General features: G+C 32.2%; 16 protein-coding genes. 8 read left to right on the plus strand and 8 right to left on the minus strand.

Annotated elements, in window-relative coordinates; all coding sequences use genetic code 11:
- The first annotated feature begins 107 nt into the window (after positions 1-107).
- Positions 108-467 carry a hypothetical protein gene (locus M0M57_RS13150; RefSeq protein ID WP_248433487.1) on the plus strand — a complete coding sequence of 120 codons (360 nt, stop codon included), beginning with the start codon at positions 108-110 and terminating at the stop codon, positions 465-467.
- A 61-nt stretch (positions 468-528) separates the two neighbouring features.
- On the opposite strand, the gene M0M57_RS13155 is transcribed toward M0M57_RS13150, so the two are convergent.
- Positions 529-1,719: a pyridoxal phosphate-dependent aminotransferase gene (locus M0M57_RS13155; protein ID WP_248433488.1), complete on the minus strand. Its 1,191-nt coding sequence runs from the start codon at positions 1,717-1,719 to the stop codon at positions 529-531.
- Positions 1,720-1,842: 123 nt separating this feature from the next.
- Between M0M57_RS13155 and M0M57_RS13160 the strand changes: the two genes are divergently transcribed.
- A complete protein-coding gene (locus M0M57_RS13160) occupies positions 1,843-3,177 on the plus strand; it encodes a PDZ domain-containing protein (RefSeq protein ID WP_248433489.1) in 1,335 nt (444 codons plus the stop codon).
- Positions 3,178-3,207: 30 nt separating this feature from the next.
- Here the strand turns inward: M0M57_RS13160 and M0M57_RS13165 are convergent, their stop codons facing one another.
- Positions 3,208-3,642, minus strand: coding sequence for a DUF1573 domain-containing protein (locus tag M0M57_RS13165; RefSeq protein WP_248433490.1), 435 nt, complete (start codon positions 3,640-3,642; stop codon positions 3,208-3,210).
- Between the two features lie 179 nt (positions 3,643-3,821).
- On the opposite strand from M0M57_RS13165, the gene M0M57_RS13170 reads away from it, so the two are divergent.
- A complete protein-coding gene (locus tag M0M57_RS13170; protein WP_248433491.1) occupies positions 3,822-6,452 on the plus strand; it encodes a valine--tRNA ligase in 2,631 nt (876 codons plus the stop codon).
- 170 nt (positions 6,453-6,622) lie between these two features.
- Here the strand turns inward: M0M57_RS13170 and M0M57_RS16710 are convergent, their stop codons facing one another.
- The 3 genes from M0M57_RS16710 to M0M57_RS13180 all read right to left on the minus strand — a co-directional run bounded on the left by M0M57_RS16710 (position 6,623) and on the right by M0M57_RS13180 (position 9,412).
- Positions 6,623-6,757 carry a hypothetical protein gene (locus M0M57_RS16710; protein ID WP_256466602.1) on the minus strand — a complete coding sequence of 45 codons (135 nt, stop codon included), beginning with the start codon at positions 6,755-6,757 and terminating at the stop codon, positions 6,623-6,625.
- Positions 6,758-6,823: 66 nt separating this feature from the next.
- Positions 6,824-7,234, minus strand: coding sequence for a thiol-disulfide oxidoreductase DCC family protein (locus M0M57_RS13175; protein ID WP_248433492.1), 411 nt, complete (start codon positions 7,232-7,234; stop codon positions 6,824-6,826).
- A 6-nt stretch (positions 7,235-7,240) separates the two neighbouring features.
- Positions 7,241-9,412, minus strand: coding sequence for an endonuclease MutS2 (locus M0M57_RS13180; protein ID WP_248433493.1), 2,172 nt, complete (start codon positions 9,410-9,412; stop codon positions 7,241-7,243).
- A 106-nt stretch (positions 9,413-9,518) separates the two neighbouring features.
- On the opposite strand from M0M57_RS13180, the gene M0M57_RS13185 reads away from it, so the two are divergent.
- Complete coding sequence (locus M0M57_RS13185; RefSeq protein ID WP_248433494.1) at positions 9,519-10,184, plus strand: uracil-DNA glycosylase; 666 nt, start codon at positions 9,519-9,521, stop codon at positions 10,182-10,184.
- A 6-nt stretch (positions 10,185-10,190) separates the two neighbouring features.
- Here M0M57_RS13185 and M0M57_RS13190 read toward each other — a convergent pair whose 3' ends face one another.
- On the minus strand, positions 10,191-10,565 hold the full coding sequence (locus tag M0M57_RS13190) for an RNA-binding S4 domain-containing protein (protein WP_248433495.1): 375 nt from the start codon (positions 10,563-10,565) through the stop codon (positions 10,191-10,193).
- 116 nt (positions 10,566-10,681) lie between these two features.
- Between M0M57_RS13190 and M0M57_RS13195 the strand changes: the two genes are divergently transcribed.
- Entirely contained in the window at positions 10,682-11,671 is a 990-nt protein-coding gene (locus M0M57_RS13195; protein ID WP_248433496.1) for an FKBP-type peptidyl-prolyl cis-trans isomerase, read from the plus strand.
- Positions 11,672-11,743: 72 nt separating this feature from the next.
- Here the strand turns inward: M0M57_RS13195 and M0M57_RS13200 are convergent, their stop codons facing one another.
- The gene (locus M0M57_RS13200) at positions 11,744-12,697 is read right to left on the minus strand and encodes a transketolase family protein (protein ID WP_248433497.1); all 954 of its coding nucleotides are present in this window, start codon (positions 12,695-12,697) and stop codon (positions 11,744-11,746) included.
- Positions 12,698-12,712: 15 nt separating this feature from the next.
- Positions 12,713-13,561, minus strand: coding sequence for a transketolase (locus tag M0M57_RS13205; RefSeq protein ID WP_248433498.1), 849 nt, complete (start codon positions 13,559-13,561; stop codon positions 12,713-12,715).
- Positions 13,562-13,751: 190 nt separating this feature from the next.
- On the opposite strand from M0M57_RS13205, the gene tgt reads away from it, so the two are divergent.
- From tgt to M0M57_RS13220, 3 genes are all read left to right on the plus strand, one after another.
- Positions 13,752-14,882: a tRNA guanosine(34) transglycosylase Tgt gene (gene tgt / locus M0M57_RS13210; protein ID WP_248433499.1), complete on the plus strand. Its 1,131-nt coding sequence runs from the start codon at positions 13,752-13,754 to the stop codon at positions 14,880-14,882.
- A 75-nt stretch (positions 14,883-14,957) separates the two neighbouring features.
- Positions 14,958-16,034, plus strand: a complete 1,077-nt coding sequence (locus M0M57_RS13215) for an LptF/LptG family permease (RefSeq protein WP_248433500.1) — start codon at positions 14,958-14,960, stop codon at positions 16,032-16,034.
- Positions 16,021-16,908: a DMT family transporter gene (locus M0M57_RS13220; protein WP_248433501.1), complete on the plus strand. Its 888-nt coding sequence runs from the start codon at positions 16,021-16,023 to the stop codon at positions 16,906-16,908. The genes M0M57_RS13215 and M0M57_RS13220 overlap by 14 nt, the downstream gene beginning before the upstream one ends.
- Positions 16,909-16,986: the final 78 nt, after the last annotated feature.

Below are 16,986 nucleotides of genomic sequence, written 5' to 3' on the forward strand. Positions count from 1 at the left end.
TCACTTCGCTATGCATTAAACGTTTAAATCTTCATTTGAACGAGTTTAGTGTTTATTGCTTTTTCTAATCATTAGATTTACAACTGTTTATTTCTAAATGTTGTATAATGAAAAGGATTATAGTAGTCTTTATGATAGGATTAATGGTTATGGGATGCGAACCTGAATCTACAGAACTTGACACGCAAGTATTTAATTTGCCTGAATGGTTAAAAGGAGATTATGAAGGAGTTCATACCGGTGAATATCTTCGTGTTTCAAATAAAAATATACTTTTTAAAGTTGAAGAAATAGATTATCAATTTCAACCTGCTATGATTATTTCAGAAACTGAAGATGAAAACCATTATATCATCATAACTGAATCAGATGTTTTGATTTTCAACAAAACTACATTGCAAGAGGAAATAAATTTTCAATTTAATGATTTCAATTTAGGCTGGTTTCGAAATGAAATAGTCGAATAATACCAAATAAATAATCCCGACATTGTTTAAAATATCGGGATTATTTATAAAAAGAAATCTCTTATTTCTTGTAAACTTTTAAAGCTTCCTTCAAAATTCTAACAGATTTAATTAAATCTTCTTTCTTTAACACATAGGCTATTCTAACTTCATCTAAACCAACATTAGGAGTAGAATAAAATCCAGCTGCAGGTGCAACCATAACAGTTTCGCCATTAAAATCATACGATTCTAACAACCATTGTGCAAAATCATCTGCATTTTTAACCGGAAGTTTGGCAATGCAATAGAAAGCTCCTTTTGGAGTAGCTACTTTTACTCCTTCAATTTGATTTAATTCGGCAATTAAAGTGTCTCTTCGATCTTTGTATTCCGTAATTACTTCGTCAAAATAACTTTGAGGAGTTTCCAAAGCTGCTTCACTTGCAATTTGTGCAAACGTTGGCGGACTCAATCTGGCTTGAGCAAATTTCATTGCTGCACCCATTACTTCTTTATTTTTAGAAACAATACAACCAATTCTAGCTCCACACATGCTGTATCTTTTGGAAACAGAATCAATCATAATCGCATGTTGTTCAATCCCAGGAACGTTCATAACAGAAAAATGTTCATCTCCATCATAAATAAATTCACGGTAAACTTCATCAGCAATTAAAAATAAGTCATGCTTTTTTACTAATTCAGCTAATTGAAAAATTTCTTCTTTAGAATATAAATATCCTGTTGGATTTCCGGGATTACAAATCAAAATTGCTTTTGTTTTTGAAGTGATTAATTTTTCAAAATCAGCAATAGGAGGTAAGGCAAAACCTTCGTCAATGGTTGAAATTACAGGTACAACTTTTACACCTGATGCTGTTGAAAAACCATTGTAATTGGCATAAAAAGGTTCAGGAATAATGATTTCATCATCGGTATCCATTGTGCTTCCCATTGCAAACAATAAGGCTTCTGAACCACCTGTTGTAATAATGATGTCTTCAATATTAATTGGCAAATTATGTTTTTGATAATAGTCTGCTAATTTTCTGCGGTAACTTTCAAATCCTGCAGAATGGCTGTATTCCAAAACGTTAATATCAAGATTTTTAATCGAATTCATGGCTACTTCCGGTGTTTTTATATCGGGTTGGCCAATGTTTAAATGGTACACTTTTGTACCTCGTTTTTTAGCAATTTCAGAATAAGGAACCAATTTTCTTATAGGTGATTCCGGCATTTGCTGACCTTTCTTAGAAATCTTAGGCATACTGATGATTTTTTGAAATGCAAATTTGCAATTTTTTTTATTCAGACCCAATGCTTTTTAAGGATATATTTAATCAAATTGTTTTTTTAAGACAAAATTTGTATTTTTATTAAAATATTGCATATGAAATTCATTTTTGTTCTTCTTTCAGTTTTTTTAATTTCTATGTCAGTACATAGTCAAGAGGGATTTCAATATTATTCCAAAAAAGATAAAATTACAATTCCGTTTAAACTAATCAATAATTTAATTTTTATTCCTTTAGAAGTAAATGGAGTTGATTTAATTTTTTTGCTTGATACCGGTGTAGAAGAAACAATATTATTTAGCTTAGAAGATAAAGAAGAACTAAAATTTAATAATGTTGAAAAAATAAAATTAAGAGGATTGGGAAGTTCAAATTTTATTGAAGGACTCAAATCTTCAACAAATAAAGTGGTTTTTAAAGACGTTATCGTCGATCAGAAGCATGATATTTATATTATTCTTGATGAAGAGTTTAATTTTTCCAGCAGTGTAGCAATTCCGGTAAATGGAATCATTGGTTATCAATTCTTTAGAAATTTTAAAGTTGAAATCAATTATATAACACACAAAATTTTTATACACAATCCTTCTAAAGAAATTAAGCATAAAAAAATTAGTAAATTCCATGAATTTCCTATTACTTTTTACAACAATAAGCCCTATTTAAGTTCGGTCTTTACATTAGATTCTCAAAAAACAAATGGAAAAATGCTTTTAGATTTAGGAAATAGTGATGCTTTTTGGTTTTTTGCAAACAAGATTAAAGATTATGATTTTCCACATAAAACGTTTGATGATTTTTTAGGAAGAGGTTTTAATGGTGATATTTTTGGAAAAAGAACAAAATTGGATTCATTTCAATTTGAAGCATTTAATTTTAGAAGCCCTAATGTTGCTATACCAGATTCAACTTCTTTGCAAAATATTAGATGGGCAGAGAACAGAATTGGTTCGATTGGAGGAGAAATTTTTAAACGATTTTATCTACTTTTTGATTATAAAAACAACAAAATTTATCTAAAAAAGAACAAAAATTATAAGCAACCATTTGAATATAATATGAGTGGTATTGAAATTAATCATGCCGGTTTGCAGTGGATTCAAGAGGAAGTTAGTTTAAATAGAATAGTAACAACCAAAAGCAATACATCATACGAAAGTCCTACCAGTAGTCAAGACAGATTTAAATATAAATTTGTATTAAAACCGGTTTATGTCATTGCTCATATTCGAAAAGATTCTCCAGCAGAACTTTGCGGACTAAAAAAAGGAGATATTATTATAACCATAAATGGAAATGGAGTTGATAGGTATTCTCTTCAAGAGGTAAATGCTTTACTAAAATCTGAAGACGGTAAAAAAATTACTTTTGAAATTGATCGTGGCAACAGACGAATCAAATTTACTTTCTATTTGAAAAGTATCTTGTAAAAAAAATCCCTTCTTTCAAAGGGATTAAATTTATTGCATTGGGCCAACTTTTTTCTTTTCCATCAGGTTTACTTCCGGACGTTCTAAAACTTCGCCTTTTATTTTTAGGTGAACTTTTCCGCCATCAGCGTTCACAGCATTGGTTTCAACGGTGATGCTTTTTCTAATTGGACCGGTTGCCATATTATATTTTACTTCAATTTTATCCGACTTTCCGGGCATAATTGGCTCTTTCGGTTTAGATGGAACCGTACAACCGCAAGTGGATTGAACATTCGTTATAATTAATGGTGCATCTCCGGTGTTGGTGAATTCGAATATACGAACACCATTATCGTTGTCTTTATAAACTTTTCCGTAGTCTATTGTATTGTCTTTGGCTTTAAATTCAATTTTCGGGCCTTTCTGTGCAAAAGCAGTCAAGCTAATAAAGCTAAATACAGCAAAAAATAAAATTCTTTTCATGGTTATGTGTTTTTGGGTAGTGTAAAAATAATCACTTTTATTCAAACTACAAATACTAATTTCTTTTTTAATACTTCTGACTAAATCGTTACTTTTGCATCATAATACAAAAACCAGACCAAATTGAAATTTTTATTTAATAGATGATTTTTCAATTTATAACCATATAATTTATATTTATGTCTATTCCTGCTCAATTTGATGCCAAGCAAGCCGAAAAAAAATGGTATGATTACTGGATGAAAAACAATTATTTTCATTCAAAACCAGACCACAGAACTCCTTATACAATAGTAATTCCTCCACCAAATGTGACAGGAGTTTTGCACATGGGACACATGTTGAATAATACGATTCAAGATGTTCTAATTCGTCGTGCACGTTTAAAAGGTTTCAATGCGTGTTGGGTACCGGGAACTGACCATGCTTCCATTGCAACCGAAGCAAAAGTGGTAGCCAAATTAAAATCAGAAGGAATAAATAAATCCGATTTAACACGTGAAGAATTCCTAAAACACGCTTATGATTGGACTGATAAATACGGTGGAACCATTCTCGAACAACTAAAACAATTAGGTTGTTCATGCGATTGGGACAGAACCAAATTCACTATGGATGAAGATATGTCTGCCTCTGTAATTAAATCGTTCGTGGATTTATATAATAAAGGAATGATTTATCGTGGTTACAGAATGGTAAATTGGGATCCGGAAGCAAAAACTACTTTATCCGACGAAGAAGTTATTCACGAAGAACGTCAAGGAAATTTATACTACATCAATTATAAAGTTGAAGGTACAAATGATGTATTAACCATTGCCACCACGCGTCCCGAAACTATTTTTGGTGATACTGCTATTTGTATTAACCCAAATGATGAACGATTTTTTCATTTGAAAGGTAAAAAAGCTATCATTCCAATTTGCAATAGAGTTATTCCAATTATTGAAGATGAATATGTAGATGTTGAGTTTGGAACTGGTTGCTTAAAAGTAACTCCTGCTCACGATGTTAATGATAAAGTTTTAGGTGATAAACACAATCTTGAAATCATCGATATTTTCAACGAAGATGCATCCTTAAACAGTTTCGGATTGCATTACCAAGGAAAAGACAGATTTGTAGCTCGCGAAGAAATTTCAAAAGAACTAGAATCGATTGGAGCCTTAGTTAAAACGGAAACACACATTAATAAAGTTGGAACTTCAGAAAGAACCAAAGCTGTCATTGAACCAAGATTATCCGATCAATGGTTTTTAAAGATGGATGAATTGGTTAAGCCAGCCATCAAAGCTGTTTTAGAAACAGAAGAAGTAAAATTATATCCAAGCAAATTCAACAACACCTACCGTCATTGGATGGAAAATATTCGCGATTGGAATATTTCTCGTCAATTGTGGTGGGGTCAACAAATTCCTGCTTATTTCTATGGTGAAGGAAAGGAAGATTATGTTGTTGCAAATGACAAATATGAAGCTATTGCAATTTTAGAAGAAACTAAAGGTATAATAATTACAGAATTTAATGAACTTCGACAAGACGAAGATGCATTAGACACTTGGTTCTCTTCATGGCTTTGGCCAATGGCTGTTTTTGGCGGAATTTTAGACCCTGAAAATGAAGATTTTAAATATTATTATCCAACCAATGATTTAGTTACAGGTCCGGATATTTTATTCTTTTGGGTGGCTCGTATGATTATTGCAGGTTATGAATATACTGGTAAAAAACCATTTAACAATGTGTATTTAACGGGTTTAGTTCGTGATAAACAACGTCGTAAGATGTCTAAATCATTAGGAAATTCTCCTGATCCATTAGATTTAATTGAAAAATTTGGAGCAGATGGAGTTCGTGTTGGATTATTACTAAGTGCTTCTGCCGGAAACGACATCATGTTTGATGAGGAATTATGCAGTAACGGAAAAGCATTTGCCAATAAAATTTGGAATGCTTTCCGATTAATCAAAGGTTGGGAAGTTGCCGATATTGCTCAACCCGAAGCATCAAAAATTGCGATTGATTGGTACGAAGCAAAACTTCAACAAACTTTAGCAGAAATTGAAGATAATTTTGAAAAATACAGATTATCCGATGCTTTAATGGGAATTTATAAGTTAGTTTGGGATGATTTCTGTTCGTGGTTCTTGGAAATTATCAAACCGGCTTATCAACAACCAATTGACAAAGCAACTTTTGATAAAGCGATTGAATTGTTAGAAGCCAATTTGAAATTATTACATCCGTTTATGCCTTTCTTAACGGAAGAAATTTGGCAATACATTGCAGAAAGAACTCCGGAACAAGCATTGATTATTTCAGAATGGCCAACAATGCAAAATACAAATCCTGATTTAATTGCAGAATTTGATTTTGTTATTGAAGTGATTGCCGGCATAAGAACCATTCGTAAACAAAAAAACATTGCTAATAAAGATAGTATTGATTTAAAAATAATCAACAACGAGAAAAATGCGACTACATTTGATGCTGTAATTATAAAATTGGGAAATATTGAAAACCTAGAATATGTAACAGAAACAGTAAACGGAGCATTGACTTATCGAGTAAAATCAAACGAGTATTTTATTCCAATTGCCGGAAATATTGATGTTGCGGCTGAAATTGAAAAACTGGAAGAGGAATTAAAATACATTCAAGGTTTCTTGAAATCAGTTCAAGTGAAGCTTTCAAATGAAAAATTTGTAGCCAATGCAAAACCTGAAATTATTGCAAACGAACGAAACAAAGAAGCAGATGCGTTGGCAAAAATTGCCACTATTGAGCAAAGTTTGGCGAGTTTAAAATAGAATTATCAGAAGTTTTTCTGTAGGGTTGGATTTTTTAAAACTATTTAGACTAAAGAAGAGCCACGAATTACACTAATTTACACGAATTAATTTGTGCGAATTAGTGTAGTTAGTGGCTTTAATAATTACCTATTCGTGTTCTAAAAGCTCAGAATTCCGATAAGAGTTTCTTATTTCTTTTTGTTTTTTTCGTTCATCATGAGCATTACAGCTCCAATTAGTCCAAAGATGACTAATAAAAAAACACCAATCATAATGAAAGCACCGTTATCCCAAGAGTATAAAGCAAAAGTCTGTTTGATCATTTTGTTAGGTTTTAAGTTAAGTCAAAATTAAAAACCAAACAGCAGATTTTTTATGATAATTATCAGTTATAAAAATTTTGCTTTTAATTCAGGAGTCGGAATCATGCATTCGTCTTTTTTTCCATACCATTTGTATCGATTTTTGGCAATATAATCATATACAAAATTGCCAAAGCTTCCAGTAAACGATAAGTAACCAATAATTTTATGCCAAGTATCAAGTTCTTTAGCAATTCGCATAGCTGCTTCGGCTTTGTGAAAATAGGCTACACCGGGTTCATAAAGCACGATACTGTCAACTTTCATCGGATTAACACCAATGTGTTTTAGAATTTTTTGACCTAATTCTGACTGCAAAGCAACAAAACGAAACACATCTTTTTTATCGTGTTTGATAATAAATTGAACCGAAGAATCACATAAATTGCAAACTCCGTCAAACAAAATTATTTTTTTATCGAGTGGTAATCCTTCCATAGTTTTTTATTTTTTTGCTTCCACTAATTCAAGTGCATCTAAACTCACTTTTGAAGTGAAAACACCATAATTAACGGTTGCTTTGTTTTTTTCAACTGCATCTAACGTTCCAACTGCTTTTCCGTCTATCATACGAACTCGGTCTCCAATTTTTAAGATTGGTTTTGGTTTTTCAGATTCTATTTTTAAAGCTTTTGCTTTCTTTTCTTTTTTAACAACTCTAATTTCATCAATTTTTGTGGTAACTTCCTGAATTATTTGTTTTTGAATTACTTCTTTTTCCTTTATTTCCTTAACAGTTGCTTTTTTTCGTTTGGAATTTTCAATTTCAACAATTTTTAAAAATTCACCAATCAACACTTTTTTGTCTTTGTTATTGAAATATTTATTCGAAAGATCATCAATTTTCTGTCCAATATAAATCAAACGCTGGTTTGCATCATACAATTCTTGATAACGTTCTAACTTATCCTGAATTTTAGCATTGATAGTTTCCATCTTTTTACCTTCTTCTCTGGCTTTCGATTCTTCTTCTTTTAGATTAATCGAAGTTTTTTCTAACTTAGAACGTTCTTTTTGCAATGTAGCAATGGTTTTATCAAAACGAACTTTTCCACCTTCAATTTTCTTTTTTGCCCGATTTATCAATCCATACGGAATGCCATTTTTTTGTGCTACTTCAAACGTAAACGAACTTCCGGCTTGACCTAATATCAACTTATACATTGGTTCTAATGATTTTTCATCAAAAAGCATGTTGGCATTGGACGCAAAAGGCAATTCATTGGCAAGTATTTTTAAATTAGAATAATGTGTTGTTATAATTCCGAAGGCTTCTCGATGATAAAATTCTTCTAAAAAAGTTTCGGCCAAAGCACCACCCAATTCCGGGTCGGAACCGGTTCCAAACTCATCAATTAAAAACAATGTTTTATTATTACATTTTTTTAAAAAGTAATTCATGTTTTTTAGTCGATAACTGTATGTACTCAAATGATTTTCAATCGATTGATTATCGCCAATATCGGTTAAAATTCTATCAAATAAAAACGTTTCACTTCGTTCGTGAACAGGAATCAGCATGCCGCTTTGCAACATCAATTGCAATAATCCAACAGTTTTTAACGAAATGGTTTTTCCGCCTGCATTTGGTCCGGAAATCACAATAATTCTACTTTTGTTATTTAATTCAATAGTTTGTGGATAGGTAACTTCGTTCTTGCTTTTATTGTTCAAATATAAAATAGGGTGGTAGGCATCTCTTAAAAATACTCTTTTTTCTTCAATTATTGTTGGTAAAATAGCATTGATTTTTAACGCATATTTTGCTTTTCCGGCAATCACATCAATATCACTCAAAAATCCCTGATACTGACTCAAAAGTTCTTTGAAAGGACGAATATCGTTGGTTAATTTTTTTAATATTCGAGTAATTTCTTCACGTTCTTCGTATTCTAAATTACTCAATTCGCGTGAGTAACGTAAAGTAGCTTCAGGTTCAATATAGGCAATACTTCCCGTTTTGGAGTTTCCTAAAATAGAGCCTTTTACCTTTTTTCGATACATGGCTAAAACGGCCAAAACACGACGGTTTTCTACAAAACTTTCTTTAATTTCATCCAAATAACCGAGGGCGATATATTGACTCAACGCCGATCCAAAACTTTGATTTACTTTTCCACGAACAGAACTCATTTCTCTTCGAATATTGATTAAATCCGGCGAAGCATTGTCTTTAATTTCGCCATATTTATCAACTACTTCATCAATTTTTTGTACAATGAATTTGGTGAATTCAATTGACAATGATTTTTGATGTAAAGTTGGATAATAGTCGTTGAATTTTTTCAAAAACAGCAACATCGTATTAGTTGTTTCCGATAATTGAGCAATTTTTCTAAAACTGCCAACTTCCAAAAAACTATCTTCAATACCAATAAATTTTATTTCCGTACTGATGTTATCAAAACCATGATTTGGCAACGCATTATTGTTGGAAAAAGATGAAAGATATTCAGATGTTTGCAAAAGCGAATCCATTAAGAGATTTTTGTCTCGAAACGGAACAATTTCCAATGCTTTCTGCTTTCCCAGTTCGGTATTGCATCGATCTGAAACAGTTTGCAGAATGGTTGAAAATTCTAAATCTTTTAAGGTTTTATCAGTGATTGAAATCATTTAGTTGTAAAGCAATTTTAGGCAAATTTAGCGATAATTTTTCTTTGTTTGATTTGGATGTTAGCAAAGTCAGAACTATATTTATCATTGTTTAAATAAATTTAAGATGCATAGTGAAATACATCCCTCTTGGAAAACGGTTTTAGCAGAAGAATTTTTGAAACCTTATTATAAGGATTTAACTCATTTTGTTGAAAATGAATACAATCAGCATGTTTGTTATCCAAAAAGAAACGAAATTTTTTCGGCATTTAATCATTGTTCATTTGAAAAGATAAAGGTTGTAATCATTGGTCAAGATCCTTATCACGGACCAAATCAGGCCAACGGATTGTGTTTTTCAGTGAATGATGGCATTCCATTTCCACCCTCTCTACAAAATATTTTTAAAGAATTAGAAAAGGATTTACAAATTCTATATCCTTCATCGGGTAATTTGGAAAGATGGGCAGATCAAGGTGTTTTGTTGCTCAATGCTACTTTAACAGTAAGACAATCGGCTGCCGGAAGTCATCAAAAGAAAGGTTGGGAAACTTTCACGGATGCGGTAATTCAAAAAATTTCAAACCAAAAAGAAAACGTTATTTTTCTTCTTTGGGGCGGATTTGCAAAAAAGAAAGGAGCCAAAATTGACAGAAAAAAGCATATTGTATTAGAAACCGGACATCCTTCTCCATTGAGTGCCAATCGAGGACTTTGGTTTGGAAACAGTCACTTTAGCAAAACCAATCAGTATTTAAAAGAAATGGGAAAAAAGGAAATTATTTGGTGATTTAGATTATTCAATTGTATCATCGGTGTAATTTTCCAAATCTCTTCGGTCTTTTTTGGTTGGCCTTCCTTCTCCGGTTTTTCGGTAGTGTTCTTTAGATAATTTTAGCAATTCTAAATGAGCAAAACTTTCAGGTGATGTTTCATCTTTTCGATAAATATCAACCAATTTGGCACCCACACGACTCTCAGGAATGGCTAAAACCTTGATTTTATAGATAATTTGTTCTTTTCTAAAAGTAACATCATCACTCGGAAAAACCTCTCGAGAAGGCTTTGCGACTTGGCCATTTACCGTAACATGGTTTTTTTTGCATAGTTCGGTAACCATATTTCGGGTTTTAAAATACCGAACACACCATAAATATTTATCTATACGCATACCTTTTTTCAGAATTCTTCGTTAATTATTATACAAAAATAAATCAAAATTGTATCTTGCGACACTTATTTTAAGATAATATTTTACTAAACCTAAACAATAAATTGTATAAAAAAATGCTATTAAAAAGATTTAAAAATGTTTTATTAATTGCTGTGTTGTCAACAGTGATTTTTTCATGTAAAGATGATGATGATAGAGGCGGTGAAATTATTCCTCCAAGAGACAGAACAGAGCAATATGCTACTGATTCGGAATCTATTGAAACATATCTTGAAACACATTACATGACTGTTGATGCAGATTTGAATGTAATGATTGCTAAAATTCCAGAAGAAAACAGCTCAGAATATACTTCGATAAAAGACCAATCAGATTATCCTTTGCAATTTATTACAAGAAAAAATGATACACGATTATCTTATCTCAAAGGAGGTAGAATTGATGATCCAGTGGACTATAAAATTTACTATATTTTGTTAAATGAAGGAGGAGGGCAACGACCAACAACAATAGATTCTTCTTTTGTGGATTATAGAGGTTGGACATTAGAAAATCAAGAATTTGATAGAGCAACTAGCCCCGTTTGGACTTCTTTTCCGTCGAGTACTGCAGAGTTCATTGCTGGTTTTAGACAAGTTTTGCCATTAATGAAAACTCCTGAAACAACCATTGTTAATGGCGATGGAACTGTTTCATATATAAACTATGGAAATTGTGTCGTTTTTATTCCTTCCGGTTTAGGCTATTTTAATAATTCAAGAGGTTTATATATTGGTCCGTATGAAAACTTAGTTTTTCAAATTAAGTTAAAAAGTTTGCATTATAACGATCATGATCGTGATAAGATTTTGTCTAAAGATGAATATTATAATCCTTCTGGAGTCACAGATATCGGTTTATTTAACCAAGATTCAGATGGTGATGGAATCCCTGATTTTTTAGATACAGATGATGATGGCGATGGTGTTTTAACCAGAAATGAGTTAAAAATCCCTGGAACAGTTCCACAATTATATTATCAATTTAATGATATTCCGAGTTGTACTGGTGATCAAGTGGATCCAAATAGATTGAAAAAGCATTTGGACTCAGGTTGTCAATAAAAAACATTTTAAAATGTAAAAATCCCGATTCAAATCTTGAATCGGGATTTTTTTTGAGGTAAAAAGGGTAATTTATTTTCTTTTGATAACTTTTTCAGTCTTCTCAATAATTGCTTGTGAATTCAATTGATATTTTTCCATCAATTGAGCAGGTGTTCCACTTTCGCCAAAACTATCTTGAACAGCCACGTATTCTTGCGGAATAGGATTGTTTAACGATAATGTTCTCGCTACACTTTCACCTAAACCACCTAAAATATTGTGCTCTTCAGCTGTAACCACACAACCCGTTTTTGCAACCGATTTTAAAATTGCTTCTTCGTCTAATGGTTTTATTGTATGAATATTAATTACTTCGGCAGAAATTCCTTTCTCTTCCAATTTTTCGGCAGCAAGTAAAGCTTCCCAAACTAAATGGCCTGTTGCAATGATGGTTACGTCTGTTCCTTCATTTAACATAACAGCTTTTCCAATTACAAATTCACCATTTTCAGGTGTGAAATTGGCAACGCTCGGACGACCAAAACGTAAATAAACCGGACCATGATGATCGGCAATAGCTAATGTTGCTGCTTTGGTTTGATTGTAATCACAGGTATTGATTACAGTCATTCCCGGAAGCATTTTCATCAAACCAATATCTTCCAAAATTTGGTGTGTTGCACCGTCTTCACCTAAAGTAAGTCCGGCATGCGAAGCACATATTTTTACATTTTTATCAGAATAGGCAACCGATTGACGAATTTGGTCATAAACTCTTCCTGTAGAAAAATTAGCAAAAGTTCCTGTAAAAGGAATTTTTCCACCAATAGTTAATCCGGCAGCAATACCAATCATATTTGCTTCAGCAATTCCGATTTGAAAAAAACGTTCAGGATGATTCTTTTTAAAATCATCCATTTTTAATGATCCGATTAAGTCGGCACAAAGTGCAACTACTTTTTCGTTTTTCTGACCTAATTCAGTCAAGCCTGCTCCAAAACCGGAACGAGTGTCTTTATTTCCTGTATTTATATATTTTTTCATGAGATGTTCAAAGTTTTAATAATCGCCTAAAGTTGGTAAGTTCTGAGCCAATGCTTTTTCTAATTGCTCATCATTTGGAGCTTTTCCGTGCCATGCGTGGGTGTGCATCATATAATCAACACCATTGCCCATCTCAGTGTGTAATAAAACACAAACAGGTTTTCCTTTACCGGTTTTTGCTTTCGCTTCAGTCATTCCGGAAATTATTGCTTCAATGTTATTTCCTTCTTTGATTTCTAAAACATCCCATCCAAATGCGACAAATTTTGCTTTAATGTCGCCCATTGGCAAAACTTCGTCGGTTGCACCGTCAATTTGTTTTCCATTTAAATCGATGGTAGCAATGTAGTTATCCACTTTATAAGCCGAAGCATACATTATTGCTTCCCAATTTTGACCTTCTTGCAATTCGCCATCGCCGTGAAGCGAGTAAACTAAATGTGAATCATTATTTAATTTTTTTGCTAAAGCAGCTCCAATAGCAACTGACATTCCTTGCCCAAGTGAACCTGATGCAATGCGAATTCCAGGTAAACCTTCGTGCGTAGTAGGATGTCCTTGTAATCTTGAATTAATTAATCGAAAAGTTGCTAATTCCGATACAGGAAAATAACCACTTCTAGCTAAAACACTGTAGAAAACTGGCGAAATGTGACCGTTTGATAAGAAAAATAAATCTTCCTCTTTTCCATCCATATCAAAGCCTTCTTTTCTGTCCATTAAAACTTGGTATAAAGCGACAAAAAATTCTGTACATCCCAAAGAACCTCCTGGATGACCGGAGTTTACGGCGTGAACCATGCGAAGAATGTCTCTTCTGACTTGTGTTGAAAAGTCGTTTAGTTGTTGTGTGTTGGGTTTCATTTTATGATAAAAGTTAAACTTCGGCAAAGGTAATTCAATTATTATATTTTGACTAATTCGGTTAACTAGAATTTGGGAAAGTTTTCAAGATAAATTGTTAGTAAACCTATGATAGTCTTGTATAAATTATTCATAAAACAGACGCAACAAATACGAATTCTTTTATCTTTGCCAATTGTAAAAAAAAGATATGAAGTTTGATTTATTGACGACTGACCCTCATTCGCAAGCCCGTGCCGGTTCGATTACCACCGATCATGGTGTGATAGAAACACCTATTTTTATGCCTGTTGGAACCGTTGCTTCTGTAAAAGGAGTACACCAACGTGAATTGAAAAACGATATTAATCCGGATATTATATTAGGAAATACCTATCATTTATACCTTCGACCACAAACCGAAATCCTTGAGAAAGCAGGAGGTTTGCATAAATTTATGAATTGGGATCGCAATATTTTGACTGATAGTGGCGGTTATCAAGTATATTCACTTTCATCTAATCGAAAAATTAAAGAAGAAGGTGTGAAGTTTAAAAGTCATATTGATGGATCTTATCATTTCTTTTCACCTGAAAATGTGATGGAAATTCAACGTACAATTGGAGCTGATATTATTATGGCTTTTGACGAATGTACACCTTATCCATGTGATTATAATTATGCCAGACGTTCGATGCATATGACGCATCGTTGGTTAGACAGATGCATTAATCATTTAGAAAAACTTCCTTTTAAATATGGTTATGAACAAACTTTCTTTCCAATTGTTCAAGGAAGTACCTACAAAGATTTACGTCAGCAATCCGCAGAATATATTGCCAATTCGGGAGCACAAGGAAATGCAATTGGCGGACTTTCAGTTGGTGAACCGGCAGAAGAAATGTATGCAATGACCGAAGTGGTTACTGCCATTTTACCACAAGATAAACCTCGTTATTTGATGGGAGTGGGAACGCCAATCAACATTTTGGAAAATATCGCATTGGGAATTGATATGTTTGATTGCGTAATGCCAACGAGAAACGCACGAAACGGAATGCTTTTTACAGCAAACGGTTCAATCAACATTAAAAATAAGAAATGGGAAGATGATTTTTCACCAATTGATGAAATGGGAATCACTTTTGTTGATACAGAATACACAAAAGCCTATTTACGCCATTTGTTTGCTGCAAATGAGTATCTTGGCAAACAAATTGCCACCATTCATAATCTTGGATTTTATATGTGGCTGGTTCGCGAAGCCAGAAAACATATTATTGCAGGAGATTTCAGAGTTTGGAAAGAGCAAATGGTAAAGCAAATGAGTCAACGCCTATAATATCCAAAAATCGAACAATCCAAAAATCGAATAATCTAACAATCGAATAATCTACAATCCAACATCATTTTCTAAATGAAAATAATTGATAAATACATTCTAAAACGATACTTAGCTACTTTTACGGTGATGCTTTTGCTATTCATACCCATCGGTATCGTGATTGATGTAGCCGAAAAAATCAATAAAATTTTAGAAAGTAAAGTTCCATTTTCGGCCGTTGCGATGTATTATTTAGATTTTACGGTTTATTTTGCCAATTTATTATTTCCGATTTTTTTGTTTCTTTCAGTTATTTGGTTTACTTCAAAATTGGCAAATAATACTGAAATTATCGCCATTTTGAGTTCCGGAATTTCTTTTTCCAGATTTTTAAGACCTTATATTATGGGTGCAAGTATAGTTTCTGTTTTTGCTTTGCTGGCAGGATTTTTTATTGTGCCAAAAGCCAGTAAAGGTTTCAATGATTTTCGCTATACTTATTTAAAAAACAATAGAGAAATAAGACAGAATTCGAATGTTTTTCGTCAGATTAGTGATGATGAATTTTTATATGTGAGCAACTTTAATTCGGTTTCAAAAACGGCTTTCAATTTCACTTTAGAAAAATTTAAAGAAGAAAAATTAGAATATAAAATAACTGCTAATCGATTGAAATGGAATGAAAAAGACAGCACTTATACAATGTTCAATTATCAAAAACGAACGGTTGGGCCTTTGGGTGATGTTTTAGAAAAATTAGAAAAAAAAGATACTGTTTTTAGTTTCGATTTAGAAGATTTAACACCGGTAATTTATATTGCGGAAACGCTTACGTTGCCTGATTTAGTTCGGTTTATTGATAAAGAAAAGGCAAGAGGTAACGCAAATATCAATACCTATTTAGTTGTTTTATATAGAAAATATAGTTTACCTGTAGCAGCATTTATATTAACAATTATTGCAGTTGCAGTTTCATCTATGAAACGAAGAGGAGGAATGGGGGTAAACTTAGCCATCGGAATTGTGATTGCATTTACTTATATTTTCTTCGATAAAATTTTCGGTACGATGGCAGAAAAATCAAGTATTCCACCTTTCGTAGCGGTTTGGTTTCCCAATTTTGTTTTTGGTTTATTAGCTATTTATTTGCTCAGAAATGCAAAACGATAACGTAAAAAGTTATTTACATCTTCATTTAATTGTCTTTATTTGGGGATTTACAGCCATTTTGGGCGAATTAATTTCGCTTGATGCATTGCCGCTCGTTTGGTTCAGAATGCTAATGGCTGTTGGATTTATTGTAATTTTTATTTTTTATAAAAAAATTGATTTAACAATCCCACGCAAAACAATATTTGCTTTTTTACTTTTAGGATTAGTAATTGCCTTGCATTGGCTAACTTTTTTTAAAGCTATAAAAGTGTCAAATGTTTCAGTAACACTGGCATGTTTGTCTACCGGAGCATTTTTTACCTCTTTTTTAGAACCTATTTTATACAAAAGAAAAGTTGTTTGGTATGAAGTTTTCTTTGGATTAATCGTAGTTGGTGGCCTTTATATCATTTTTAATTTTGAAGGTGATTATTATTTAGGAATTATTTTAGCGTTAACATCGGCCTTTTTATCCGCACTTTTTTCTGTGATTAATGGAAAATATGCTAAAATGTATGATTCAACAGTCATTTCATTTTATGAACTTTTTGGAGGTGTTTTGTGTTTTTCAATTTATTTGTTGTTCACGGGAAGTTTTTCAAGAGAGTTCTTTATATTACAGCCATCAGATTGGGTTTATTTAATTATTCTAAGCTCAGTTTGCACTGCGTATGCATTTATCGCATCTGTAAAAGTGATGAAATTCATTAGTCCATATACAGTAATGCTAACTATTAATCTTGAACCTATTTACGGAATAATTTTGGCACTGCTAATTTTTAAAGACAAAGAAAAAATGAGCCAAGAATTTTATTTTGGTGCAATTATAATTTTATTAACCGTCGTTTTAAACGGAATTATTAAATACAGACTTAAAAATAAACGAGATTAATTTTTCAATTTTTTAAAACTTAACATTAAAAATAGCTTTTCTTAACAAGATAAAATTCTATCTTTGCTAATCAAACTA

The organism is Flavobacterium azooxidireducens, from assembly GCF_023195775.1.
Lineage (GTDB): Bacteria > Bacteroidota > Bacteroidia > Flavobacteriales > Flavobacteriaceae > Flavobacterium > Flavobacterium azooxidireducens.

What these genes read in the sequence shown, in the direction of transcription:
- M0M57_RS13215 (WP_248433500.1), top strand. Translation starts at nt 14,958, where the DNA reads ATGAAAATAATTGATAAATACATTCTAAAACGATACTTAGCTACTTTT.
- M0M57_RS16710 (WP_256466602.1), bottom strand. Translation starts at nt 6,757, where the DNA reads ATGATCAAACAGACTTTTGCTTTATACTCTTGGGATAACGGTGCTTTC.
- M0M57_RS13190 (WP_248433495.1), bottom strand. Translation starts at nt 10,565, where the DNA reads ATGCGTATAGATAAATATTTATGGTGTGTTCGGTATTTTAAAACCCGA.
- M0M57_RS13175 (WP_248433492.1), bottom strand. Translation starts at nt 7,234, where the DNA reads ATGGAAGGATTACCACTCGATAAAAAAATAATTTTGTTTGACGGAGTT.
- M0M57_RS13220 (WP_248433501.1), top strand. Translation starts at nt 16,021, where the DNA reads ATGCAAAACGATAACGTAAAAAGTTATTTACATCTTCATTTAATTGTC.
- M0M57_RS13160 (WP_248433489.1), top strand. Translation starts at nt 1,843, where the DNA reads ATGAAATTCATTTTTGTTCTTCTTTCAGTTTTTTTAATTTCTATGTCA.
- M0M57_RS13205 (WP_248433498.1), bottom strand. Translation starts at nt 13,561, where the DNA reads ATGAAACCCAACACACAACAACTAAACGACTTTTCAACACAAGTCAGA.
- M0M57_RS13150 (WP_248433487.1), top strand. Translation starts at nt 108, where the DNA reads ATGAAAAGGATTATAGTAGTCTTTATGATAGGATTAATGGTTATGGGA.
- M0M57_RS13200 (WP_248433497.1), bottom strand. Translation starts at nt 12,697, where the DNA reads ATGAAAAAATATATAAATACAGGAAATAAAGACACTCGTTCCGGTTTT.
- M0M57_RS13180 (WP_248433493.1), bottom strand. Translation starts at nt 9,412, where the DNA reads ATGATTTCAATCACTGATAAAACCTTAAAAGATTTAGAATTTTCAACC.
- M0M57_RS13165 (WP_248433490.1), bottom strand. Translation starts at nt 3,642, where the DNA reads ATGAAAAGAATTTTATTTTTTGCTGTATTTAGCTTTATTAGCTTGACT.
- M0M57_RS13195 (WP_248433496.1), top strand. Translation starts at nt 10,682, where the DNA reads ATGCTATTAAAAAGATTTAAAAATGTTTTATTAATTGCTGTGTTGTCA.
- tgt (WP_248433499.1), top strand. Translation starts at nt 13,752, where the DNA reads ATGAAGTTTGATTTATTGACGACTGACCCTCATTCGCAAGCCCGTGCC.
- M0M57_RS13185 (WP_248433494.1), top strand. Translation starts at nt 9,519, where the DNA reads ATGCATAGTGAAATACATCCCTCTTGGAAAACGGTTTTAGCAGAAGAA.
- M0M57_RS13170 (WP_248433491.1), top strand. Translation starts at nt 3,822, where the DNA reads ATGTCTATTCCTGCTCAATTTGATGCCAAGCAAGCCGAAAAAAAATGG.
- M0M57_RS13155 (WP_248433488.1), bottom strand. Translation starts at nt 1,719, where the DNA reads ATGCCTAAGATTTCTAAGAAAGGTCAGCAAATGCCGGAATCACCTATA.